Source organism: Pseudomonadota bacterium, from assembly GCA_030859565.1.
Lineage (GTDB): Bacteria > Pseudomonadota > Gammaproteobacteria > JACCXJ01 > JACCXJ01 > USCg-Taylor.
The window spans coordinates 1-23,469 of record JALZJW010000059.1 but is presented as its reverse complement, the minus strand read 5'-3'; the positions used below and the strand labels follow the sequence as shown (position 1 = coordinate 23,469).

Here is a 23,469-nt window from a genome sequence, read left to right as displayed (position 1 = left end):
CCTGTTCCGTCTCCTGGTGCCAGGGATCCGAAAGGAGTCAGGGGATCCCTTGGCTGGAAATCACAGAATGCCTCAACCCACCTGTGCTTATCGACAGAAACCTCCATGAGTTACTCGATTTGTCCTGTTGGTGTCTCGACCGCAGCGGCTAATTCAAGCGGTCTTCTTTTCTGAGGTCCTCATCAATGCCTTAAGTCCGTGTATCGACACATTGGTGAGAAATGCGGGCTAGCTACATCGCCGCTCTGTGCATGGGTCTTGAGGGCCAGATCAACAGCATCCTGATCGAGCATTTCTTCGAGGCTGTCGGTTCGCGCTACAAAAACATCATCAAGCCTCTTCTGATGTTGAACGTTCGAGACCGATTCTCGACCTCGAAATCCGCCTCGCGATCCCCTAGCCTCGTGCTCACAGCGGTATGCCCCGTCCGAGCCGCGGCAAAGGCCCACGGAGACCCATGGCCCGCCGCACCAGTGCGCGTTTGAGAACCGGGATCATGTCGATGGCGCACATCGCCAAGTCGCGCGCGATGACGAGAGGACAGAGATCGTTACCGAAGAGCCGGGCCAACCCGTGACTCAACGCGATGACACGGCGCTGGTCCGCGCGTCTCATCTCGGCGTAACGGCGCAGGATCGGGTAAGCCCCCGGATCCTCGCCGGCGCGGCAGGCATCGATGACGCATTCCGCGAGCGTGGCCACATCGCGCAAGCCGAGATTTAGGCCCTGCGCCGCGTTCGGGTGGATCGCTTGCGCGGCGTTGCCGATGACCGCGAAGCGGGGTCCGGCCTGATCGAGCGCACGGACCAACTTAAGCGGATAACCGCGCCGCCGGCCTACCTTGAGACAGGGTGCGATACGATGCCCCATGCGCATGCTCAAGCGCTCCGTAAACCCGGTGTCCCCCATCGCAAGGAGCGCGCTCGCCTCCTCGCGGCCCGCCACGCATACCGCGACTGAACGCTGCCCGCCGAGCGGTAAGAGCGCGACGGGTCCGGAAGCGCCAAAGCGCTCGTAGGCGGTATTGTCGTGCGGCGCGGCCAAGGACACGTTGGCGACCACGGCGGTCTGGCGGTAATCAAACTCGCGGCTCCGCACCCCAAGGAGCGTGCGTGTGTTCGAGTCACCCCCGTCGGCGGCGACCAGGAGCCGTGCGCTTAAGCCGCGCTCGACCCCACCTGCGACCACCCTCGCTAGCATATGTTGAGGCTGGGTTTGCAAGGCCTCGATGCGACCGGGCGACATGAGATCGACGTTGTCTTGGACGGCCAGTTTCGATAGCAGGGCTTGTCCGAGCTGGCGCCCGGCCACCACGTGGCCGAAGGCGGCATACCCGAGCACCCGAGCATCGAGCCGGGTAAACCCCAAATGCCCCTGGTCGGAGACATGGATATGCTCGATCGGCGTGGCATGTGGCTGTATTTGCGGCCAGATCCCGATCCCGGCGAGGATGCGTTGCGAGACGGGCGACAGGGCCAGGCCGCGATCGTCATAGCTCGGTGGCTCGTCGGTCTTCCAGGGCGCCGCCTCCACCACGCCGATTTTCAACGGTTGCCCGGCCAGGGCGCATGCGAGGCTCGCGCCCACCATCCCGCCGCCGATGATGAGCAGATCGTAGTCAGGCGGCGCGGGCATGTAGCATGATGGATTCGATCTCCGCCGCTGCCTTGGGCGCCGCCACGCTCAGGACTTCATGACCCTCGGGTGTAACTAGGACATCGTCTTCGATGCGGATGCCGATGTTCCACCAGCGTTTGGCCAAGCCTTTCGTCCCCGCCTTGAGATAGAGCCCCGGTTCGACGGTGAGCGCCATGCCGGGCTCCAGCAAGCGCCATTCGTTGCCGACCTTGTAATCGCCGACATCATGCACGTCCATGCCCAGCCAGTGCCCGGTCCGGTGCATGAAGAACGGCTTGTAGGCCGCATCCTTGATGAGGCGCGTCAACTGCCCCTTCAAGATCCCGAGGTCGACCAGGCTCTTGGTCAAGGTCCGGATCGCCGCTTCGTGGGGATCATTCCAATGGTTGCCGGGGACGATTTTTTGAATCGCCGCCTGCTGCGCCGCCAATACCGCCTCGTAGACGGCACGTTGCTTGGGCGTAAAGCAGCCGTTCACCGGAAACGTCCGCGTGATATCGCTCGCGTAGCCTTGATACTCGGCGCCGGCATCGATGAGCACGAGGTCGCCATCATTTAACGTGTCCGAATTCTCCGTGTAGTGCAGGATGCAGCCGTTCGCCCCACCGCCCACGATGCACGGGTACGCCGGAGACCGGCTCCCGCCCTCCATGAACGCGTGCAGCAAGGCCGCCTCGATTTGGTATTCCTTGACACCTGGGCGGCAGACCTCCATGGCCCGGCAATGCGCGGCCGCCGCCAAGGCGGCCGCTTTACGCATGACGCGGATCTCCTGCGGGCTCTTGAAGAGGCGCATCTCATGCACCAAATGGGTCAGGGAAATGAATTCTTGCGGCGCCGTCACGCCGCTGCGATAGCGGCCCCGGACCTGGTTCACCCAGCCCATGAGGCGCTGGTCGAATTCGGGATCGAAACCCATGGTGTAAAACACCCGCTCCCGATTCTCCAAGAGTCCCGGCACGATGTCGTCCAGATCGCTGATCGGGAAGGCATCGTCGGCCCCGTAGTCGGCGCAGGCCCCTTCGAGCCCGGCGTGGCGTCCGTGCCAAACTTCCAAGGCCGGATCGTGTTCGCGGCAAAAGAGCAGGAACTCCCCTTGCGGCCGATCGGGAACCAAGACCGCGACGGCTTGTGGTTCGGCGAACCCCGTCAAGTAGAAAAAGTTACTGTCCGGCCGGTAGGGGAACTCCACATCGCCATTGCGGTGCCGTATCGGCGCGGCCGGTATGATCGCCATGCCGCCTGAATTCATCATATCCATCAGGCGTTTTCGCCGCCGCATAAACTCGCGCTTATCCATCCGTCCGCAGACCTATTGCCCGTTTTAGAGATGCGCTAATGATACTTGAGCAAAACCCATGAAAACACCCTCATTCGATGTTGTTGACCGCCGTGGACTGCCGCTCTATAGTGGATTCTCCGAAGCGGTTCGACAGCAAGGCGATTCAAGTGCAAGAACCTTTACATATCGAGACGCTCGAGGCGCGTGTCGACGAGCTAATCCGTGCGATCGAACAATTGAATGGCGAGAACAAAGCCCTGCGAACGCAACGCTCGGGGCTCATGGCCGAGCGGGCGGCGTTGATCGAAAAGACGGAACTCGCGCGCTCGCGGGTGGAGTCGATGATCACGCGCCTGAAAGCGATGGAATCTTGAACATGAGTGAAGAGCACCGGCCGGTAAGCGTGGTGATTATGGAAAAAGAATATCTCGTGGCCTGTAATGATCAGGAACGCGAAGCCCTATTCCATAGTGTCGAGTTCCTCAATCGCAAGATGATCGAGTTACGCGACCACGGGAAGGTGAGTGGCAGTGAGCGCATTGCGGTCATGGCGGCTCTCAACATCGCGCACGATCTGTTGGAGCACAAGCGCCAACAGGAAGCGTATACTAATAACGTGGAAGCGTTTATGCGCAGAATAGAAAAGAAGATCACTGACGTGCTTGCCGGCGGCGAGCGCGTGCTAGCGTAGATTTATAGTTGACGCTCTCTGCGGCGTACGTCAACGGGCCGGGTATCCTTGAGCCTAATTGAGAAACACAAGGAACTGACCGGTAGGTGATGTTGAGCAGTCCGCTCTCGTAGCGGAAGGCCTGATTCGCCTCGCGATGTTCCGTTCTTGAACCCTCGGTTCAAGTCGAAGGCCCGTAACGGCGCTGCGGAGAGCACCCTCCTTTGAACCATGCCCCGGTATTGGCTCATGAAATCCGAACCGTCGACCTTCGGCATCGACGATTTGCGCGCGCGTCCGCGCCAAACCGACTGCTGGGACGGCGTGCGGAATTATCAAGCCCGTAACATGCTTCGGGATGAGATGCGCCCCGGAGATTTCGCTTTCTTTTACCATTCGAGCTGTGCCGAGCCCGGAATCGTCGGCATCATGAAGATCACCGGCGCCGGCCGCCCGGATCCGACGGCCTTTGATCCGCGTGACCGCCATTACGATCCCGAGAGCTCTCCCACGGCGCCGCGCTGGTATATGGTGGAAGTCCGCTTGGAGCGCAAGCTCAAGCGCACCCTCACGCTCGCGGAGCTTAAACGCTACCCGGAGCTTTCGGGACTACCACTCCTCAAACGCGGAAACCGGCTTTCGGTGATGCCGGTCGAGGCGAAGCATTGGAAGTTCATACTCAGTCTCGTGTGATTGAGCCGCACTGCGCGCGCCTATGAGAGTACGGCACGACTGATCGCCCAAGCCACCTCGGGCTCGAAGACCATGCCATGGGCGTCACCGCCCCCGGGATCCACGATGAAGTCGTCGCTCTTGAGGTTGTGAAACTTGCCGGCCTGGAACTGATACTTGCTCCCAACGGCGAGGAGCGTGCTGGCACCGTCGAAGATCTCTCCGCTCTCCATCTGCTGCGCACCGTTGCTGCCGATGGCGCCGAAGTCGTCGTCGGCGTCGCCGAAACCAGCGGCGCGGTCGCCGCTGATCCGGGAGGCGGCAGGATAGGCGAGGCCGACGGCACGATCGTTTTTCGTGTGGGTGATGAGGATCGGCCCGGCGACGCGTTTGTTTTCGACGACGCTGCGAAAAAAACCGCTCTTGCTGCGCGAGAAACCGTTATGCGAGAAGGCCGCTTGGAGGAGCGATAAGCTGTGCAGCTTGGGCGTGGTCGAGCTGTCGGCCGCTGCCGTAACAACGCGCGCGCCGAAGCTGTGACCTACGAGATGGATGCGTTCGGTGCTTCTTACATCGCTGGCGAGCTTGCCGATGAGCGGCCCGACGCCGTTCCTGCCGACGGTGCCGGCGCGCTTCTTCATCTCGAAGTAGGTGGTCAGATTGAGGAGATTCGACGCCGCGTTGGCGGCCCCGGAAACGACATCGAGGAACCCGGCGGCGTGCCCGGTCGGGTCGATAGCGCCTGCGTCTCTAAGCGCGGGGGTGGCCGGCTCGGCGGCACTGGCCGGGGCGGATTGTTTGGCGTTGTCGAAGATGTTCTGCGGGTTGCCTTCGAAGAAGACGTCCGAGCTATCTTCGCTGTGTCGCTGATCGGCGTACTGGTTTTGGGGATCAAGTAGCTGCCGCAGGGTTTCGACAAACTTCTTCTGCGAGTCAAGGTCGTCTTCAAGAGTTGGAACGAGCTCGCGCAAGCGCTCAAGGTTCTTCTTTTCCTCGGTCTCTTCGAAGAGCGGGGCGACGCGGTCGATCGCAGCGCGTATCGCTGTTTGCGCAGCGGCGGCATCTTCCGCACCGATGGAAGCGGCGCCGCCGGCTGGAGCGCCGCTGCCGGTGATCTGGGTCATGAGGGCGTGAATTTCTTGGCCGGCCATATGACTCCGACGATGGCAAGCTTGCGCGTGGCAATCGCGGAATCATCTTTCGTCGCCTCGACGAAATTCCCGAAGAGTTTGGTGTAAAGCTTTTCAGCCTCGTCGCGCTCGTTGTTCCAGCCGTGCGAGACAACGATGAGATCGGTCGTGCCGGCGGGCACGTTGGGGCCGCTCTCAAGTTTACCGTTCTTGTCGAATTCAGCTTCGCTGTAGTGAATGCCTTTGATGTCGTTCATGGGTGTGTGCCGTTTTGCTTTGGTTTGGGTGAAAGCTCAGACGGACTGGATCGCCCGCATGAGATCGATGAGGCCGTGGCCTTGGAAAGAGCGGTCCCGCCCGAGATCCGTGGCCGTTGAGGTGAAGATTCGCTTCACCTTCTCCGACTCGCCGATGAATTCGTTGCGGATCGAGAGGAACGCCGCGACCACCCCGCTGACGTGCGGCGCGGCCATGCTCGTCCCGCTCGTCTCGAAGTATCCACAGTCGCGGCTTTCGACTTCCTCGACTTCCTTAGCGACGAGTTTGGATTTGGGAGCGGCGCAAGAGACGATCTTCTCGCCCGGGGCAAGGAGGTCGGGCTTGTAGCGGCCGTCCCCGGTCGGGCCTTTGGAGGAGAAATAGGAGACGCCATACAGGTGCGGCATGTCACGGTGCGTGGAGCCGACGGTGATCGCATACTCGGCGTTGCCAGGGTCATTGATTGTTAGGTCGAGGGAGGCATCGCTCTCACCCTCCTTGGTTTTGAGCGTGCCGTAACCGGTGTTGCCAGCGGCGATCACGACGACCACGCCGGATTTGACGAGGCGGTTGATCTCGACGCAGAGCGGGCTGTGGCCGCATGCGAACCACTTCGCCTCAAACGGATACCCGAGGCTGATGTTCACGCCATGGATGTGCAGCTCGCGACCATGCCGATTGATGAGCTGGATGTGGCAGATGCCGGCGATGAGGTTGCTGGCATTCCCTTGGCCGAACTTATCGAGCACCTTAAGGCTCACCAGCTCGCACTTCGGCGCCATCCCGCTGATCTGCTTGAGCGGCAGTTCCTTGGATCTGGGGCGATTGTTTTGGTCGCGTTCGCGACACACGGCATACATCTGCTTCGCTGGGGTGTCGCCGGTGCGGATCTGCTCGCCGGCGATGATCCCGGCGACATGCGTACCGTGGCCGTATTCGTCTTTGAGCGGGGCGGCGCCGGTCGGCGCGCCGGTGAAGTCGGCGTGATACGACGAAGTGCGGTCGATATTGCCGTGGGCTTTAAAATGCGGATGGTCGGCGTCGATCCCGGAGTCCATCACCGCCCAGGTGATGCCTTCGCCCAACGCCGTAAAGGAGCGTTGAGCGGCGTCTGCTTTCACCGTGGCGATTGAGCGCATGATGCAGCTCTGAACGCGGAAGTCGGGCCAGATATGGTGAATCGTCCGGAAACGCGCCTCATCTAGCGGCGGTTCTTCTTTGACGACGGTTTTACCTTTGCGCTTCTTCGGCTTGGCCGCGGGCGCGGCGGACTGGGCGGCCCTCTGCAAGGCCGCAGCCTCCGCTTTGGCTAACTCCTCGGCGCGCTGTCCATCGATGGCGACGAGCTTCTGGATCACCGGTCCCTCGAGTCGCGCAAAGACATACTGGGTGCTCAGCTCCGTCTTTCTGTCATCCACGCGTCGGTCCGGATCGGTGACGCCCTCCGCACTTTTGGCTTCCTCAATGTACTTTTTAATTATAACCTGCGCGACCCGGTACGAGTCTCGACGCAGCGTCGGGTCCATCTGCGCGCCCGTCAGCGCCAGCGCAGCGTCGCTGGGCTTGAAGTTCAAATTGATGTCGATGATCCCTCGAAGCGCCTCGGCCAGATGTGGGCAATGAGCCGCTTCTCCTGCTCCGCATCGAGGGCGAGGAGCTGGCGGATGACGAGTCCATCAAGCTGCGCGAGGCTCACCCCGGCCACGATGGCGCCGGGCTTCTCGACCACCGGCACCTCTTGCACATTGACATCTTTCGCCGCCTTGTCCGCGAGTTTCCGCACCGCCTTCCAAGCCGCCTCTGCACCCTTGGGAGATTCGTCGTAGAAGATGGCGGCGTTGTGCTTGAGGCGCAGGTGGCGGTGCGCTTCGAGAAACTTTTCCGTCTTCGCGCGCTCATGCTCGATGGCGTCGAGGAGTGGAATCGCAATGACCGAGCGCGCGAGGATCTTCGGATCGAATGCCGCGGGAAACCGGTCGATGGGCGGGCGTTGAGGGGAGGGCACAGGCAAGTCAGGGTCGCGCCGGGCGCGAATAGGCTGGCAGGCCAGCCTTTCGTTTCACGCCGCGCCGGCTTCGAACGTTATTTCCGTTCGCGTTTCAGTTCACATCGCCACCACGTACAGGAAAAAAGTGAAGGTACTGCTTAAGCTGCGAGGTGTCAATCACGCGTGTCTGGGGACTTTCCGGGATATTTATAGGCCCGAGGCGCAGGTTTCGGAGCGTTTTTGCGTCTTGCGCGAGTGCGGGCCAAGGGGAGGTTGTCCAGCGAGCCCGCTCGCGGATTCCTAGGGTTCGTGGAGCCGGCCTTCGACTGGACGCTGAAACAGCCGGCCACCGAGCAGTTCCTTACCGCCGGGCTCGTCAGCGATCCCGGGCGGCACGACGCGATGGTGATGTTCGCGGCGATCGTGGTAAAGTAGACCTAAACCGAAACGGAGAGGGGACGCAGAGCTAATGCTCTGAGACTAAGGTGGCGATGGCGATGTGTCTACCTCTTTTAGAAAAACGTCAATCTGGTGGGAGGGCAGATCTATGAACGAATCATCGCAAGCAACCACGGCCGAAATAACAGACCCAATTCGCGCGGCTCAAAAGCTGGTAAAACAAGATCGCCGCCAGGGTCTGGCCGCCTTTAACGACATGTTCCGTGCGGGTAAACCGCCGGAGCCACCGCTCGATGGCCCCTATGATGGTGAATTGGTAGCGATTGACATTGCACCTGGCATTACCCAATTTGCCAATTGGCTGACATCTGTCTTGATGCCGTGGAAAGGCAAGTATTTAATGAAGGAGGATGCTAAGGGCGACAATATCGGCGATCAGAAACTCCGATGGATGATGCGCGTACTGTTTCCCTTTTATCGAGGTATCATCGAAAACGATAAGGAAACCTTTCGCGCCTTTGCTTTCAAAACCTCGATTGATGCAGGTAGGGTCGACCCGGACCGGAAAGTTTTTAAAATCGATTATAACTCACCCGAAAATCCCGCTTTCTCGATCCGTCGCATCCTAGATGAAGTAGTGCAGGTGAAGGAGGGAATATATCTAGGCAAGATCCACTTCAAATGGTGGTGGGGAACTTGGCAGATGATCGGTTATTTTTCGTTACGTACGAAGAATTAAGGTTATACGGAGACGGCGCTAGTTTAGTGTCTCGTAAATAACGGGTCGCGTTTGCCCTGTCATTCCGGGCGAAGGTGCGAAGCGCCGGAGACCCGGAATCCACAAAAGACGCTGGATTCCCGCTTTCGCAGGAATGACGAAGGCGGTATCGACATATTGGTGACTGTATAGGAATTTCAGAGACACCACGCTAGCGTAATATCAGCACGTTTAGCGGAAGAGCTTCGAGAGGAGAGAGAAAGCATGCCCACAATAATTCCTACCGTTTCGTTTTTGGACAGTCTGCGCTATAACCTGTTTCATATGATCCCATTTCTCTCCCGCGGCATACTCACCGAAAACAGATTCTGGGTTACGTTCTGGTCCAAATATCAGCGCGATCCGGGAGCGGTAAAGTTTATCGGTGGCCTCCGCCGAAAATATCAGAGTGAATATTTATACATCTACATGCTGGCGACAAAGTCCCTGTTGGTGTTAGCTCACGATGGTATCAAACGGGTTCTCGAACAGTCACCCATGATTTATGCCGAGGCCAAGCCGAAACGCGAGCGCATGTCCCACTTCCAACCCAACGCCGTGACCATCTCCAGGGGCCAGGAGTGGCAGGATCGAAGAAAATTCAATGCGGCCGCGCTACAGAGTGACGTACACCAATACGCAGATCATTTTTTAGAGATCATCCGGGAGGAGATCGCTAGCAAGACCGGTCAGGGGCGCAACATTCTACAATCTTGGGACGATTTTCAAGAATTGTTCGAAAAGATCACCCTGCAGATCATCTTCGGTAAGGGGACAAATGACACCACTCTTACGGATGCGCTGAAGAAGATGATGCTCGAGAGCAATAAGCTCCTTTTCTTGGGCAAAAAATCCAAATACTTCGACGATTTCTACAAGAAGATAGCGGATCATTTGGCGTCCCCTCGAGACAAGTGTCTGGCCTCCCTGTGCAAAGAAGTCCCCTCTACCACGGTAACCAAGGTCGAGAATCAGATACCGCACTGGATGTTCGCCATGAAGGATACCTTGGTAATCAACACGGTGCGCGCCCTGGCACTGATCATCTCCCACCCGAACACCGAACAACGCGTCAGGGAAGAAATGGCTCGGGCCGATCTACGTTCTGCACGGGGCATAGCCAGTCTGAAATATCTCGAGGGATGTGTTCAGGAAGCCATGCGGCTGTGGCCGACAACCTTAATGCTGATCAGGGAGACCCTGGCCGAAGACACCCGGGGCGGTACGGTCATCCCGGCTGACACCCAGGTCATCATCCACAATGGGTTTAACCATCGCGATGTAGAGACTCATGACTTTGCGGATAGGTTTTCCCCGGATCTGTGGCTGATCACGAATGTCGACTATCACTTCAACCATTTGAGTAACGGCTCGCAGGTCTGTGCCGGTAAAGATCTGGCGCTTTACATCGCCAAGGCGGTGCTGGCGACCCTGCTTGCGGACAACCGCTTACGGCTGCATAAGCCTAGCCTGGACGCGGCGGGGCCTTTACCTTACGCCTACGATCACTATAGTATAAAATTAGAGCGGATCGCCCCGGCATAGAACACCTGCATAGCGCGGGGGAAAGAACGATAAAAGCTCGCAGTTTGAAACAGCGCTCTCGCAATCGGACTATGACAGGATGGTTGGTAAAAAGACGGCACGGTGGAGCGCCCGGGTCGGTCGAGCCTTAGCAGTCAGTCTGAATGAATAAAGTAGCGGATGACATGAGCAAGCGGGCCCGTGCGCAGCGATTAAGGCCTTGAAGTCATCTTTAAAGTGGAGGGTGCGATGATGCGACGAGAAGCCAGGTGCATTTTCGGATCGGTAGCGGTGGCTCTGAGCGCATGGGCTGGCGTGGTGGTGGCGGATACGTTACAGGAGAGACGAGAGGCGCGGAAGGACTGTATCCAAGTCGTGCGGGAAGGGTTCCGTCCCATCGCGAAAGAGCGAAGCGGGCGATTCTTGGGTAAGGTACAAAAGGAGACAGCCAATTGCCGGGGTGGCCAGAAAGCGCTCAAGTACATGGGAACGCCTTGGGTGGACTGGCAAAACTATTGGGCCACTGGCGATGAGACCACCAAGGCCCAAGGTAGAGGACCCCTCACAGCGCTAGGCAGGCACCTGAGAGCGAACGGCAGAGGCGTCGACGGCTCCCTGATCGATTTGGAGTATCAACGTATCGAGCTCATCACCTTCAATCTCTTCGATAACAAGACCTATGAAGCTTACGTCAAGGGAAGGGGCGGCGTGGACGGACCCGCGCTTAAGGAATGGACCGAGATGAGGTTGCCGCAAGATAATCCCAATTATCGGGAGGTGGGCGGGGATGGTCAGCAACTGTGCAAGGGTCAGTTGATTCGACATCGAAACCTGACGGGGATCTGCAATGATCTCAAGAATCCTCTGATGGGATCGACCGATACACCCTTTGCACGCAACGTCCAGTTCGAAACGACCTTCCCGGAGCTAGGTAAAACGGAGCTCGTGCGCAATCGGCATGGCGATCGATTGAGCATGTTAAAGCCGGATCCGCAGGTCATCAGCAGAAAGTTGTTTACCAGAAAACAGTCGCAGCCGGAAAAGTGCAAAGAAGGTAAAGGGTTGCCTGGCTTCGCCAAGGACGCCCAATGCGATTACCAACCGGCGCCTTTCTTCAATGTTCTCGCGGCCTTCTGGATCCAGTTCATGACCCACGATTGGTTCTCCCATCTGCGGGAAGGGCACAACGATGCGGCCCTGGTCGGTATGGGGTGCGCGACGCAACGGGTCAACAACGAGGAGCAGCCGTTGTCGCAGGAGGACATTGAGAAACTCAAATGCCGTCCCGAGGACAAGATCGACGCGACGTATTACGCGGAATCCGCGGAACCGCGCAAATTCTCCTATCAGGGTAAGGAGTATCTCGCGCGAGCTCACAAAACGACCGCGAATACCGTGACGGCGTGGTGGGATGCCTCACAGATTTACGGCTATGACGAAACCTCGCGGCGCAGGGTGAAACGCGATCCCAATGACACCGCCAAGCTATTGATGGTCCGGTCTGGGGATAGGAAAGGGCAAGGGGAAAAGTACGGCTATCTGCCTTTGTTCAAAACCTGTCCAGAGACAGAGCACGACTGCGTTCCAGACCCCATCCACCCCGTCTGGGCCGGCCAGGAAGCGACGGCGTTTCCGGACAACTGGACCATTGGCATGAGTTTTTACCATAACGTGTTTGTCAGAGAGCACAATCGCTTCGTCGAGGAATTCAGAAAGCGGGCGGCAGCGACGCCGGATGGCGATTGCGGGGTGAGAAATCCCGGCCAGCCGGATAAAATCATTAGATATAAGGACCTCACGCCAGATGAGCTGTTCGAGGTCGCAAGGCTCGTCGTCGCCGCGGAGATAGCCAAGATCCACACCATCGAATGGACCACGCAACTGCTTTACGGCGAGCCGCTCTACCTAGGGATGAATTCGAATTGGTTCGGCTTGTTGAGAGATCACAAGCTCGTGGCGGATGCGTTGGAACGGGTCGTCGGCAGGCTCGCCCGAACGACGGATCCGAAAAAAGCGAACGCGATGTACTCTGTATTCGCCTCAGGACCCGGGATATTCGGGCTTGGAAATCGGGTGAATAAATCGAAGGTTTCCAAACAGGATATCTGGGATCTGGAAAACCCCGATCATGTGAACGGAGGTATCAATCACTTCGGATCGCCGTTTAATTTTCCCGAAGAGTTCACCACCGTCTATCGCTTACATACCATGGTTCCCGATTTGATCGAATATCGGGAATGGGGTAACAACCCGAATAGCATCCGCTACAAGGTCCCCGTCGTGGAAACGTTCCGCGGGAAAGCAACCCCGGAAATGCACAACCGTGGGCTCGCGAATTGGGCGATCAGCATGGGGCGGCAGCGCTTAGGGCTGTTGTGGCTGCAAAATCACGCGCAGTTTCTCCAGAACGTGCCGATGGACAAGCGGCTAGGTATGGGGACCAAGATCGATGTGCCGGCCTTGGACTTGATCCGCGATCGTGAACGCGGGGTGCCGCGTTTTAACGAGTTTCGCCGGCAGTACGGTCTGAAGACCTTAACCGGCTTCGATGACTTTATCGATCAACATGAGCCCAAGGGTTCGCCCGCACGGGTGGAACAAGAGGCGCTCGTGAAGGCCCTGAGGGAGGTGTACGGCCAGCATCGATGCGACGCCTCGAAAGTGATCACCGACGCCCAGGTAAACGCCGACGGCTCCCCGATCAACGATTGTCTAGGACATACGGACGGATCGATGGTGGATAACATCGAAGATGTGGACACGGTCGTCGGCTGGTTGGCCGAGAGGACACGTCCCCATGGATTCGCGATCTCAGAGACGCAATTCCAGGTTTTTATCCTTAATGCGTCACGCCGTTTATTCAGCGATCGCTTTTTCACCTCGAGTTTCCGGCCGGAGTTTTATTCTCATCTGGGGGTAGCTTGGGTGAACGATAACGGTCCCAACGGAAAAGTGTGGGAGAAAGGGGCGCCCAATGATCACAAACAAGAGGTATCCCCGCTGAAACGCATCCTGTTGCGGACCATGCCGGAGTTGACCGAAGAGCTCGATCCGGTTGTCAACGCCTTCGATCCGTGGGCGAGGGACAGGGGCCGGTATTACTCCTTGCAATGGAAACCGCGATCCGGCGCGGAATCCGATGAGGCTTTTTAAGGACACCTCTGCCGGGCATGTAGGGCCGGGTCACAGGGGTCAACGGTGCGGAGGAGTGTCAAGCTTTACAGCAAACTCCTGAGCCGGGCGTGGATGGCGGGCGAGCGCTTAAGCCTCGGGCGTGTTGAGAAGGCTGTGAGGGGACAGGCCATGACTGCCAACCGGACTCGGGACAACCCGACTGGCCGGGATGATAGGGGGGCTTGCGGAAACGTGGGCTATGGTCAAGGCTATACGGGCACGTAACGCGAATACGCTGAAAAAGACAAGCCTTCATTCAAGGTTGCGCGCGTATTATTTGGGGAGGGTCGCCGTTTCAATTAATCCGGCAGTGTCGCTGCACGCCTTGGCAAGCATTGCTATTCATTGCGGCGCGAGATGCTCCGCTGTCCTGAGCTAACGGCATGATCACCGACCTCGCAGCGGGAAATCGCACCCACCCCATCTGTCATCGGAATTCTCGTAATCTCTCTTGCCTAGGGGGAACCCATTATGGAACCGCAAGAACAACAATCCGCTCAACCGGCAAATCTTTGGGCAAAGATACGCGGGTGTTTACGCTGTCTCTGGAAAGGATTCTACATGGCCGTGGTCGTCCTGGCAGTCGCATTGGTACTTTACGCTGCTATCCACGCTGCTATCCGATTCATCCCGGAAAGTCCAGTGACGTATGAGAACATGGAAGATCATTTCAAATACGGCTCGACGCGCGGCGATCTCGTGGCCGGATTTCCTTCCTGGATCTGGCAAGCAATGCCGCTCGTATGCGCGGACACGTTGAAATCGGTGGCCGGTGACCGGCTGGCGCCCGATTATCTCGACCGGGTCAATAACTATACGAGCGGCGAGGGCGTCGGACCGGAGCTGAAACGGCGCGAGCTTTCCCGTGAAGGCTATAAAGCCCTCGGTTTCATTTATGAACCGGGGGCCAACGAACTAGAGCGTGACTTCCCGATCGGTACCTCGCAGCGCCGCAGCGTAGGCTTCGACCGGGTCTTCCTCAACTGCGCGGCCTGTCACTCGAGCACCGTCCGTAAAGATCCGAAGGAATCCGGAAAAGTGGTTCTCGGCATGCCGGCCAATCTCTTCAACCTCTATGACTTCGAGCAGTTCGTTTTTCAATGCGCCAAGGGTGAGCGCTTCAATGAACTCAACATCATTCCCGAAATAAAGGCCTTGGGCGGTGATGTCGGTTGGTTCAATCTGATCAATGAATACCTGGTTTATCCTATCACCATCTGGGTTATGAAGGATGCCATCCAGTTTCTCGAGGGCATCACCGGTTTCTCGGCCCTTCAACCCAAATGGGGGCCGGGGCGTAATGACACGTTTACCAATAATAAGAATTTCCTGTACGGAGAGCTCCGCGTCCGCAGCCTCCAAGGAAACCCGATGTTGGACTGGTGGAAAACCGGCAAGATGCACCCGGAGGACATCGGTACCGTGGACTTCCCCTCCACCTGGCTGCAAGCCAAGCGCAAGACTCGTTCCGATGGCGGCTCGATGCAACTGCACTGGGACGGGAACAACGACATGGTGGAGGAACGGAACCTTAACGCTGCTTTGGCCACCGGCGCGTTGCCGCCGGTCATCGATCACGAATCGATCGAATGCATCGAATGGTGGATGGAAACGCTCGAACCGCCGAAGTACATGTTCCCAATCGATCAAGCGCTAGCGAAAAAAGGCGCGCCCATCTACGATGAGTACTGCGCCGAGTGTCACGGCAGCAGCGGCCGGGATTTCGAGGGGAAGAAAGTCGGATTCGTGACCCCGATCGATGAGATCGGAACCGATCGCTACCGGCTCGATAATTACACCGAAATTCTCGCTTTAAACATGGCGACGACCTATGCCGGACAAAAGAAGACGCTGCGATCGCATAAATGTCCAGGCGGTTCTACCTACCAGCCGACCCCATATCGGACTGCCGGGAGCCGGAACACCGCGTATGGCCGCGCGGCGGCGATGGAGGAGGAGGAAGAAGGGACTTATCGTTATAAGCACTATCGCAAGACCAACGGTTACGCCAATATGCCGCTCGATGGGGTGTGGCTGCGGGCACCTTATCTCCATAACGGCTCGGTCCCGACTTTACGCGATCTCCTGGAACCCAGCGAGAAACGGCCCAAGGTCTTCTACCGCGGCAACGACGTCTACGATCCGAAAAACGTCGGGTTCGTAGCCACGGAGTCCAAGGACACGAACGATCGAGCGTTCTTCGAGTTCGAGACCGATACTCCGGGAAACGGCAATCAGGGTCACGAAGGACCTGCTTTCGGCACGGACTTACCGCCGGAGGAAAAGGACGCGCTAATCGAATATTTGAAGACGTTTTAAAACGAGGGGAAGATCCATGAATAAGACCGACACAACAAAATCGAAGCGGAACCGGTCAACAAAGATCGTGATCTGGGCCCTCGTGATCCTCCTGGTGGGAATTACCGCTTGGATTGGATACGACCGCACCATGCGCGAACATCCGCAACCGGCGTGGGTGACCAAAGATGACGCCACCCGGTTCATGTACGGTTCCATCGGCGCGGAATGGGACGCGGGGATCCCGTACTGGATCTTTTATGTGCTGCCGCGGCTGTTCCCGGAGAAATTCCCCGGCGCCGGCGGCTATGCCTCGCTCGGCGTCCCCTGGGAAATGGGTCAGGAGTTGCCGATCGGTTTTAGCAAGAAGACCATCGGGTTTCCGCGCGTCGCCAATAATTGCGCCGCTTGTCACGTGACGCAATATCGTATCTCGGCGACCGCGGAACCGGTCATCGTTCCGCTCGGGCCGGGGCATACGAGTAACATCGAAGCCTACTTCAAGCTGATCGTGGACTGCGCCAAGGATCCCCGCTTCAACGCGGACAATATCCTGGTTTACATCGCCATGGCGGAAAAACTCGATTGGATCGACCAGCTCTTGTATCGATTCGCCATCATTCCGCTCACCAGGAAAGCCTTGCTGGGGCGAGAGAATCAGTTCCAGTGGATCTACAACCCGGAATACCCGGAGTGGGGTCGCGGCCGCGATGATGCCTTTAATCTCACCAAGTACTTCATGATCGGTGGCCAAGAAGAATACCAAGAAGCACTCGGGTCCTTCGATGACGGGACCTTCGGTCCGAGCGATTTCCCGGCGATCTGGAATCTCAAAAAATACGACAATAAAGAAGGCGAGAAGAATCCCCAGCGCCTGAATCTCGCCGGGGATACCTGGGATGCCTATTCGGTGGTCATGGACTCGGCTTTAGGATTATTGGGCGCTCCACCGCATGATAAGGATGAGTTCATCGGACACGTCAAGTGGATCACCGACTACGCCAAGCGTACGCCGGGCCCCAGGTATCCTAAATCGCTTCCGCTAGACCGCGCCAAAGCCGAGGCCGGTGACGCTATATATGATCAGCACTGCGGAACTTGCCACGCCGAAGGTGGAGACAAGGTCGGCCGCTCCATACCGTTGGCAGAGATAGGCACCAGCCGTGACCGGTTTGACACCTGGAGTAAGAAATTCGCCAGCCTGGCCAACAAGGTCGTCGAAGACATGGGCATCGAGCGCCGCGGACTGGTCGATGAAGACGATAAAGAAGAACTGATCGGCTACAACGTCCAGCATCTCGACGGGATCTGGCTGCGGGCGCCCTATCTGCATAACGGATCGGTCCCCACGCTGCGCGACTTGCTAAAACCGGCAGCCGAACGCCCCAAGACGTTCTACCGGGGCTATGACCTCTATGATCCGGTCAATGTCGGATTCATTTCAACAGGCCCCGAGGCCGAGAAAGTCGGTACCCTGCACGATGTCAGCAAAAAAGGAAACGGCAATCAAGGTCACGAATACGGCACCAGCTTGCCCGAACAGGACAAAGAGGCACTGGTGGAATTCTTGAAAACCTTATAACCAACTCCGTGGCCCGTTCGCACTACTACGGTTCTTTGATGAGGATAATGATAGCGCGGTGTTGGAGACGCAACCTGCTGCCCGGGCCGCGGCGCCGCTACTTCCTGAATTCGTTCCGGAGATACCGGGCGTTGTGTTTGAAGAACAGACGATAATCGCCGTATTTGGAAGCAATGAACTCCGACTCCGTTGTGATCGTTCCGATCTTCCGGCCGTGCGCCAATAAATCTTCCACGCGCATCACGCCCTTTCCGTTCAATTCCGTCTCCTGAGTTTCATCCAGAGCGAAGACGTCGTAAATCGTGGTCCCCGTCTTGATGTTGTGCGCAAGGTCGTCTCGAAAATCAATCGTGGCATCAGAAGCGGCGATGGCCTGCGGGGTGGGGCGGAATATGATCCGATATGGCGATACCACCTTTGCTCCCGCGACTGGATCGCCGTTGGCGCGGACCTTGGCGAAGTTCTCCAGCGGTTGATGAAGGCCCTTTCCAACTACCACGACGGTTTCAAAACGCTTGTTCACCGTCCTCATGACAAGGTTTGTGAAGCGGGGGACAGGCAGAATGTTGGTGAAGGGATTTTGAAATACTGAATTGTGCGAACGCGTGCTTAAGAAACGCCAGATCGGTTGCTGGCGGTCGAGTTGCCTCATGGCGACCAGGTTTTCTGAGGGATGGTCGCCATCAATCAAGAACTTCAGCCCCAGTCCCGGCACAACGCCAATACCAATTACCGGACCGGCATATGAGAAACGCGCCAGGCCAGGAACCGGCTCGCTTAGAATCCCGGTGTAGGGCGTGCCCGGCTCAGGAACAAACACGACTTTGGCCGTGACCCCATAAGTATGGAAAAGTTTTGGTTTGGGTTTTTCCAATTCGTCGCTGACCCGAGTCAGCGACTCACTTAGCAGATGATTGGTGATGGATTGGAGCGCCGACCTGCTGAACTGGACCAGTCCGCTGACCACCCCGGGCCGTGTCTCTTCCTTGTAGTTCGCGTAGGCCGTCGCACGAATGCCTTGATCAAACAAGTAATCGCGCTTTTCTCCTGCGCTCAGATCAGCGTACTTTAGCGTCCGCCCAGTTCTGACGGTTATGTCATTGTGGACAATCGAAGGTGTATCCTGATACTTCGCGTTTGTTATCATGGTCTTTGCTGCCTCCATTGGTTCACGGAGCACGAGACTCCGAACGCAAGGTGAACAGTGTCCAGAGAAAGCTGCCGAAATCCTGAATTGCGAACGCCAATGCCAGCGGTCCGGGAACAATGCCCCAATACCACAACACCGCCATCAACGGCGGAACCAGCGGCCGATCCAGCAGCGACGCAAAAACGAACGCTTCTGCGTTGAGACGCCCGCTTACCACGTACAATATTCCCAACCCACCGATCAACACCCCGACGAGTCGAAAGTAATTCGGCCCTTGTTCCACGAGCGGAGGAAGATGGAGCACCGAGGCCACGAAATTTGGGAACAGCAGGAACATCGGCCCTTCAATCAAGATCAACCAGCCGAACATTTCGACCGTCTTCGCCGCGCGACTTTGGTTCTGGGCCCGCACCAAGCGGCCCAGCATCTCACTGAACGAAAAAGTCTTCATGATTTACGGCTCTCCTGTTTTCAAACGCAGTGTGATGTGTTGCAAACTTCTTCACAACGTTCTCCCGATTGCTGAAAGTTGACACCCTTCCGGGGAAACCTGCAAGGCGAATGGATGACCGCGATTTCATCCTTCGCAAACGTGCGGCTTGTCCAAACGGTCCCCGTATCGAACGGATGGTGAGTATGCGATATGCGCGTTACTTTAAGTCCAGGAGCCGCTGCAGTCGCCCGCGTTCGAGAAACCTCGGGTCAAAGACTTTTAGATGCAGGTTCGTGCCGAGGTAACCAAAGACCGCCACAAGCGCTTTGCGTACATAACCGCGCACGGCCTTTCCCGGCTCAAGCCATTTGAGGATCGGCGCGGCGGCGGCTAGCAACGCCGCGCCTAAAGATACGATGACGCCGCCCCAGGTGATGCTGGTACCGAATACCGGGGAATCCCAGAGCGCCCACGCCAAGAGCACCGTGAGCGCGCCGAATCCCACCGCGCTCCGCTTCGCGTACTGGCGCAATTGCGGGTCGATATGCCAGACCTTCAGGAAACCGTGACCCCCGACCTCCAGTTGCTTCCCGAGATCCTGCCGCCCGGGATGGGGGCTATCGGGACCGAGCTTGCAGAGGCTTTCTAGCTTAAGGAAGGGCCAATCGCGTCGCGGCGCACTGACGTCATATTCGCTCCAAGCCCCCGCCCGAGGAGTTCCTTGACCCTGTTCTTTCAGCACGCGCAGTTCGTGCTCGCTCATCAGGTAGCCGCTCAACATCAACGCATAGGCCTCGACCTCCGTGAACGAGTCGAGATCGGTACGCAGCCCGGCGATCTTCCGTTGCAAATCCTTGTCGATCCCGTACGAGGTCAGATTCACTTCCGCTGCGGATTTCGTTGCATCAACGCAGTCGACCCAATCGAGGGGAGGACGATCGAGATCTTGCTTAGTGTGTACAAAGAATAGACCTTCGAGATCTCCGGCGGCGAGTCGCCCCGCCAGATCCTGATATTGGGCTTCCCGGACGCGATCCCGAATCACTGCGCTCGAGCGCGACAGGGATCCGATCGTGGTGTCGGCGGGATTATCAAGGTCGGCCATTTGTCCCGATGCGTCACTGCATAAGATCACAACACAGCCTTCATCCAACAGCCCCTCTACCCCTTGACTGTCATGCACCCCCCCATCGACCAAGCGCACGACATGACTCGGATAAAGCCCGGCGATGGCCAAGGGTTCGAAAAGACCCGGCACACATGCCGAGGCGGCCACCGCATAACCCAGTCGGTAGTTGCGTAAGGACTCGGGCGCCTGTTCATAGTAGAGGCGGCGATAACGCTGGTTGACGTCTACCTCGGCACCGAGCAGCCCCGGCGGCTCACCCATCCAGCGCGCCGTGAAATGCCAGTTGTGCCCCGAATTTAGCGACGTGGTATTGATCAGCAGCACGGGCACCTTGCTGCGCCGGTTGCGGTTTGACAGATTGGGTTTGAAATCGGTCTTATCCGGATCGCCCTCCGGCTCAATGACGAGATCCGGCATGGTCCTCGGTTGGCCTTCGGGGTGCCCATCGGCCACGCGGGCGTAAATGCGCTCTTCGTATAACTCCCCCAACCGATGGCTACGCGAATAGTGCTGGGTGAACACCATCCGCATGTTATCGGTGAAGCTCGCGAGCGCGCTGGTCCGAATGTTGGTTTGCACACCCTTGAGAAACTCCTCTTGCACGCGCCAGACGATGTCGATGTAATCTTCCCGCGTGACTGCCTGGTCCGGTTTGGACTCCAAGAGCCGCTGCACCTCGAGGTAGTAATGGGCTCCTACGATGCTGCCGCCGGCGACGGTAGACAGTACTTGCACGTCTCTGAGGGCATCCACCTCCGCGAGCCGAGCCAGGACGCCGAGGTGAAAAAACGAGGCGCGAAACCCGCCGCCTGACAGCCCCAGCCCCACCTTGCGCCCGCTACTCGATTTCATTCCATGGCTTTCTTTGTGTCGTTCGACGTTGCTGGGCATATCTTTTACTCCCCGCGGGTGAACGATAAATTAAAGGAGCAAGCCTTCCATCCCCGTCAAGGCACCCTGTTCTTCGACGGCTCAGGAGAAAAAAGAACTTTAAAAGCTCTTTTTCCTCGGGAGCGAAGATACGACTGGACCGGTAGGCTGTCAAACGTGCGCGGTACGTTGTTGCCGCACGCCGCCATCGACCGCGCGACTCACCGGGCGAGCAGGTGATCGCCGGCTCCGCTCTCCAAGAGTTCATCCAATAAAACCCCATCGCCAACGTGTTAGGTTCACGACCGCGATTGAGGGCCATTGACAGCGAACAGGTTCCGCCCTATCTTCTTTTTGACCAAATGAATGAGACTATGATACAAGTATCCAGTTAATGTAATAGAATCGTCTAAGTGGGGTCGGCCGACGGATCGGTCTGTTCCGTAAACTATGCTGCGTCCGAAGAATTGGATTATCGAGTTGGAGCAGCGGGGGAGGAGTTTTAGGAATCGCCATGCCTTTTTATGCAGCATTGATTAACTCGCGCGCAAAGCGGCTGTTAATCCTGGCTGTCGCCGTCGTTTTGGTGTTTCTGTGCTATTTGCTGATTCGCTTTGTTCCGGAGTACCCGGTCCGCTATGCGTCCATAGAAGACCACTTCAAATACGGTTCCATCGGTACCGAACCGGTTAACGGTTTGCCCTACTGGATTTGGAAAGTCCTCCCGGTTTTATTTGCAGATAAGCTCCCCGAAAACGGCTATCGCGGGCTGGGGTTCCTGTATGAGAAAGGGATCGATCTCCCGATTGGCGTATCCCGTCGTACGGTGACCGGCCTTGATCGCGTCTGGTTGAATTGCGGGGTGTGTCATACCGGCACTTATCGCGAGACGCCAGGCAGCGCGCGCGTCGTGGTTTTAGGTATGCCGGCTAACCATCTACAACTGTACAATCTCATTCAGTTCTTGATCAGCGCCGCGCGGGATAACCGCTTCACGCCCGAACGGATGATGCCGAAGATCGAGGAGATCAGCGCCGGCGACCTGGGTTGGTTGGAGCGCATGCTCTACCGTTATCTGGTCATTCCCAGAGTTCGTACGGCATTGCTGGATTTGGGCGAGGTGCTCGCGTTTATGAACCGACAGTCGAATTGGGGAACGGGTCGCGTAGACACCTTTAACGCCTATAAAACTAACCAGCTTGGATTTCCGCCCGATCAGGTACCCGAAGTGGAGCTGCACGGGGCGGCCGACTTGCCTTCGATTTGGGAACAAAAGCCTAGAGAAGGCATGCGTTTGCACTGGGACGGGAATAATGATTCGGTACAAGAAAGAAACTTGAGCGCGGCGTTGGGGGCCGGTGTTACGCCTGTCACTGTGGATATGGACGGTATACGCCGTATTATGGACTGGATTTGGGATTTGCAGCCGCCGCCATATCCCAAGAAAACCGCCATAAATCGCAACAACGCGGCTACGGGCAAGGGGTTATATCAGCAGTATTGTTCCGATTGCCACGGTATGAAAGAGGGAGATCGTTATGATTTCGACACCAAGCGGTATACCCGGCTCGGTAAAGTCGAAGCGATTGGGGACATCAAGACTGATCCGGGCCGGCTAGATTCCTACTCGGAGCTCTTGGCGATGAATCAGAATACCTTGTATTCCGGTTATCCCTGGCGTTTCAAGCGGTTTCGCAAAACCAACGGTTATGCCAACATGCCGTTGGATGGAATCTGGTTGCGTTCTCCCTACCTGCATAACGGCTCGGTCCCCACGCTGAGAGATCTGTTGGATCCGTCGGCGAGCCGTCCCCAACGGTTTTATCGGGGTTACGACGTTCTCGATTGGGACAAAGTCGGCTTCATTTCGGACCTACCGGAGGAGAACGGTGAGCATTTCTTTTTATTCGACACCCAGGTTGCCGGTAATTCCAACCGCGGTCATGAAGGTCCGAACTACGGGACCCATTTGAGCCCTGATGAAAAAGACGCCATCGTTGAATATATGAAGGAGTTCTAAGGGTCGATCATGAATACCAGTGAACCACTCAAGCGTTATACGCGTTGGCATGGTTTGGTCATGGCCACGGGTATCGCGGCTAACATGCTTTTTGTGCTCGGTTTGTTCTTTGTGCCCGGTGTTTTGCTCAGCCTATTACACATACCGCCGGATTACTCGATTTGGGTGCGGTTCTCGGCAAACCTGCTGTTTTTGCTAAGCGTCTTCTACATCCCTGCGATTTGGGATCTACAACGTTATCGTGCTAACGCATGGTTCGCGGTTTTTCCATCGCGTATCTTCGGGACTGTCTTTTTTACCGTGGCGGTATTCTGTTTCGATCAGCCCGCGGGGTTCCTGGTGTTCGCAGGCGATTTGATTTTTGCCCTAGCTCAGGGTTATCTATTGATTCAGGTTACGCGCGAGGAGAAAAAGCTGGGTCTGAATATCGGAATGCGGTCATGGGAGGCAGCGAAGAATGCGTGAAGGATGGTGGGGGAGGTGGGGCAGGTGGGTG

At 57.4% G+C, this 23,469-nt stretch carries 20 protein-coding genes and 1 other RNA gene; 12 read left to right on the top strand and 9 right to left on the bottom strand.

What is annotated here, in order from left to right; translation table 11 throughout:
- Positions 1–408 precede the first annotated feature (408 nt).
- Positions 409–1,635 carry a 2-octaprenyl-6-methoxyphenyl hydroxylase gene (gene ubiH, locus M3436_10425; protein ID MDQ3564527.1) on the bottom strand — a complete coding sequence of 409 codons (1,227 nt, stop codon included), beginning with the start codon at positions 1,633–1,635 and terminating at the stop codon, positions 409–411.
- Positions 1,619–2,938 carry a Xaa-Pro aminopeptidase gene (pepP, locus tag M3436_10420; protein MDQ3564526.1) on the bottom strand — a complete coding sequence of 440 codons (1,320 nt, stop codon included), beginning with the start codon at positions 2,936–2,938 and terminating at the stop codon, positions 1,619–1,621. The genes ubiH and pepP overlap by 17 nt, the downstream gene beginning before the upstream one ends.
- Before the next feature lie 149 nt (positions 2,939–3,087).
- On the opposite strand from pepP, the gene M3436_10415 reads away from it, so the two are divergent.
- From M3436_10415 to M3436_10400, 4 genes are all read left to right on the top strand, one after another.
- Entirely contained in the window at positions 3,088–3,294 is a 207-nt protein-coding gene (locus M3436_10415; GenBank protein MDQ3564525.1) for a TIGR02449 family protein, read from the top strand.
- Positions 3,295–3,296: 2 nt separating this feature from the next.
- On the top strand, positions 3,297–3,611 hold the full coding sequence (locus M3436_10410) for a cell division protein ZapA (GenBank protein ID MDQ3564524.1): 315 nt from the start codon (positions 3,297–3,299) through the stop codon (positions 3,609–3,611).
- 12 nt (positions 3,612–3,623) lie between these two features.
- A non-coding RNA gene (ssrS, locus tag M3436_10405) (6S RNA) lies at positions 3,624–3,808 on the top strand.
- Between the two features lie 31 nt (positions 3,809–3,839).
- Entirely contained in the window at positions 3,840–4,283 is a 444-nt protein-coding gene (locus M3436_10400; protein ID MDQ3564523.1) for an EVE domain-containing protein, read from the top strand.
- 20 nt (positions 4,284–4,303) lie between these two features.
- Here the strand turns inward: M3436_10400 and M3436_10395 are convergent, their stop codons facing one another.
- From M3436_10395 to M3436_10380, 4 genes are read right to left on the bottom strand one after another with little or no spacing between them, the layout of a single operon-like run.
- Positions 4,304–5,413, bottom strand: coding sequence for a hypothetical protein (locus M3436_10395; GenBank protein ID MDQ3564522.1), 1,110 nt, complete (start codon positions 5,411–5,413; stop codon positions 4,304–4,306).
- Positions 5,383–5,649, bottom strand: coding sequence for a hypothetical protein (locus M3436_10390; GenBank protein ID MDQ3564521.1), 267 nt, complete (start codon positions 5,647–5,649; stop codon positions 5,383–5,385). Before M3436_10390 ends, M3436_10395 begins: the two co-directional genes overlap by 31 nt.
- 36 nt (positions 5,650–5,685) lie before the next feature.
- Complete coding sequence (locus M3436_10385) at positions 5,686–7,224, bottom strand: S8 family peptidase (GenBank protein ID MDQ3564520.1); 1,539 nt, start codon at positions 7,222–7,224, stop codon at positions 5,686–5,688.
- Positions 7,221–7,655, bottom strand: a complete 435-nt coding sequence (locus tag M3436_10380) for a hypothetical protein (protein MDQ3564519.1) — start codon at positions 7,653–7,655, stop codon at positions 7,221–7,223. Before M3436_10380 ends, M3436_10385 begins: the two co-directional genes overlap by 4 nt.
- A gap of 222 nt (positions 7,656–7,877) precedes the next feature.
- On the opposite strand from M3436_10380, the gene M3436_10375 reads away from it, so the two are divergent.
- The 6 genes from M3436_10375 to M3436_10350 all read left to right on the top strand — a co-directional run bounded on the left by M3436_10375 (position 7,878) and on the right by M3436_10350 (position 17,371).
- Complete coding sequence (locus M3436_10375; protein ID MDQ3564518.1) at positions 7,878–8,072, top strand: hypothetical protein; 195 nt, start codon at positions 7,878–7,880, stop codon at positions 8,070–8,072.
- A 112-nt stretch (positions 8,073–8,184) separates the two neighbouring features.
- Positions 8,185–8,775 (top strand): hypothetical protein, encoded by a 591-nt coding sequence (locus M3436_10370; protein ID MDQ3564517.1) that lies wholly within the window; start codon positions 8,185–8,187, stop codon positions 8,773–8,775.
- Between the two features lie 273 nt (positions 8,776–9,048).
- Complete coding sequence (locus M3436_10365) at positions 9,049–10,338, top strand: cytochrome P450 (protein ID MDQ3564516.1); 1,290 nt, start codon at positions 9,049–9,051, stop codon at positions 10,336–10,338.
- 228 nt (positions 10,339–10,566) lie between these two features.
- Positions 10,567–13,470 (top strand): oxygenase, encoded by a 2,904-nt coding sequence (locus tag M3436_10360; protein MDQ3564515.1) that lies wholly within the window; start codon positions 10,567–10,569, stop codon positions 13,468–13,470.
- Positions 13,471–14,052: 582 nt separating this feature from the next.
- Positions 14,053–15,810, top strand: a complete 1,758-nt coding sequence (locus tag M3436_10355; GenBank protein ID MDQ3564514.1) for a di-heme-cytochrome C peroxidase — start codon at positions 14,053–14,055, stop codon at positions 15,808–15,810.
- Positions 15,811–15,826: 16 nt separating this feature from the next.
- Complete coding sequence (locus tag M3436_10350) at positions 15,827–17,371, top strand: hypothetical protein (GenBank protein MDQ3564513.1); 1,545 nt, start codon at positions 15,827–15,829, stop codon at positions 17,369–17,371.
- Positions 17,372–17,468: 97 nt separating this feature from the next.
- On the opposite strand, the gene M3436_10345 is transcribed toward M3436_10350, so the two are convergent.
- The 3 genes from M3436_10345 to M3436_10335 all read right to left on the bottom strand — a co-directional run bounded on the left by M3436_10345 (position 17,469) and on the right by M3436_10335 (position 20,974).
- A complete protein-coding gene (locus tag M3436_10345; GenBank protein MDQ3564512.1) occupies positions 17,469–18,518 on the bottom strand; it encodes a hypothetical protein in 1,050 nt (349 codons plus the stop codon).
- 22 nt (positions 18,519–18,540) lie between these two features.
- Complete coding sequence (locus M3436_10340; protein ID MDQ3564511.1) at positions 18,541–18,972, bottom strand: hypothetical protein; 432 nt, start codon at positions 18,970–18,972, stop codon at positions 18,541–18,543.
- Between the two features lie 199 nt (positions 18,973–19,171).
- Positions 19,172–20,974 (bottom strand): patatin-like phospholipase family protein, encoded by a 1,803-nt coding sequence (locus M3436_10335; protein MDQ3564510.1) that lies wholly within the window; start codon positions 20,972–20,974, stop codon positions 19,172–19,174.
- 493 nt (positions 20,975–21,467) lie between these two features.
- On the opposite strand from M3436_10335, the gene M3436_10330 reads away from it, so the two are divergent.
- Together M3436_10330 and M3436_10325 are read left to right on the top strand one after the other, a co-directional pair.
- Positions 21,468–22,973 (top strand): cytochrome c, encoded by a 1,506-nt coding sequence (locus tag M3436_10330; protein ID MDQ3564509.1) that lies wholly within the window; start codon positions 21,468–21,470, stop codon positions 22,971–22,973.
- Positions 22,974–22,982: 9 nt separating this feature from the next.
- On the top strand, positions 22,983–23,438 hold the full coding sequence (locus M3436_10325) for a hypothetical protein (GenBank protein MDQ3564508.1): 456 nt from the start codon (positions 22,983–22,985) through the stop codon (positions 23,436–23,438).
- The last annotated feature ends 31 nt before the right edge of the window (positions 23,439–23,469 follow it).

Bases quoted from the DNA above. Each gene is read 5' to 3' on its own strand.
- ubiH (MDQ3564527.1), bottom strand. From the start codon at position 1,635: ATGCCCGCGCCGCCTGACTACGATCTGCTCATCATCGGCGGCGGGATG.
- pepP (MDQ3564526.1), bottom strand. From the start codon at position 2,938: ATGGATAAGCGCGAGTTTATGCGGCGGCGAAAACGCCTGATGGATATG.
- M3436_10410 (MDQ3564524.1), top strand. From the start codon at position 3,297: ATGAGTGAAGAGCACCGGCCGGTAAGCGTGGTGATTATGGAAAAAGAA.
- M3436_10400 (MDQ3564523.1), top strand. From the start codon at position 3,840: ATGAAATCCGAACCGTCGACCTTCGGCATCGACGATTTGCGCGCGCGT.
- M3436_10395 (MDQ3564522.1), bottom strand. From the start codon at position 5,413: ATGGCCGGCCAAGAAATTCACGCCCTCATGACCCAGATCACCGGCAGC.
- M3436_10390 (MDQ3564521.1), bottom strand. From the start codon at position 5,649: ATGAACGACATCAAAGGCATTCACTACAGCGAAGCTGAATTCGACAAG.
- M3436_10370 (MDQ3564517.1), top strand. From the start codon at position 8,185: ATGAACGAATCATCGCAAGCAACCACGGCCGAAATAACAGACCCAATT.
- M3436_10360 (MDQ3564515.1), top strand. From the start codon at position 10,567: ATGATGCGACGAGAAGCCAGGTGCATTTTCGGATCGGTAGCGGTGGCT.
- M3436_10355 (MDQ3564514.1), top strand. From the start codon at position 14,053: ATGGCCGTGGTCGTCCTGGCAGTCGCATTGGTACTTTACGCTGCTATC.
- M3436_10350 (MDQ3564513.1), top strand. From the start codon at position 15,827: ATGAATAAGACCGACACAACAAAATCGAAGCGGAACCGGTCAACAAAG.
- M3436_10345 (MDQ3564512.1), bottom strand. From the start codon at position 18,518: ATGATAACAAACGCGAAGTATCAGGATACACCTTCGATTGTCCACAAT.
- M3436_10340 (MDQ3564511.1), bottom strand. From the start codon at position 18,972: ATGAAGACTTTTTCGTTCAGTGAGATGCTGGGCCGCTTGGTGCGGGCC.
- M3436_10335 (MDQ3564510.1), bottom strand. From the start codon at position 20,974: ATGCCCAGCAACGTCGAACGACACAAAGAAAGCCATGGAATGAAATCG.
- M3436_10330 (MDQ3564509.1), top strand. From the start codon at position 21,468: ATGCCTTTTTATGCAGCATTGATTAACTCGCGCGCAAAGCGGCTGTTA.
- M3436_10325 (MDQ3564508.1), top strand. From the start codon at position 22,983: ATGAATACCAGTGAACCACTCAAGCGTTATACGCGTTGGCATGGTTTG.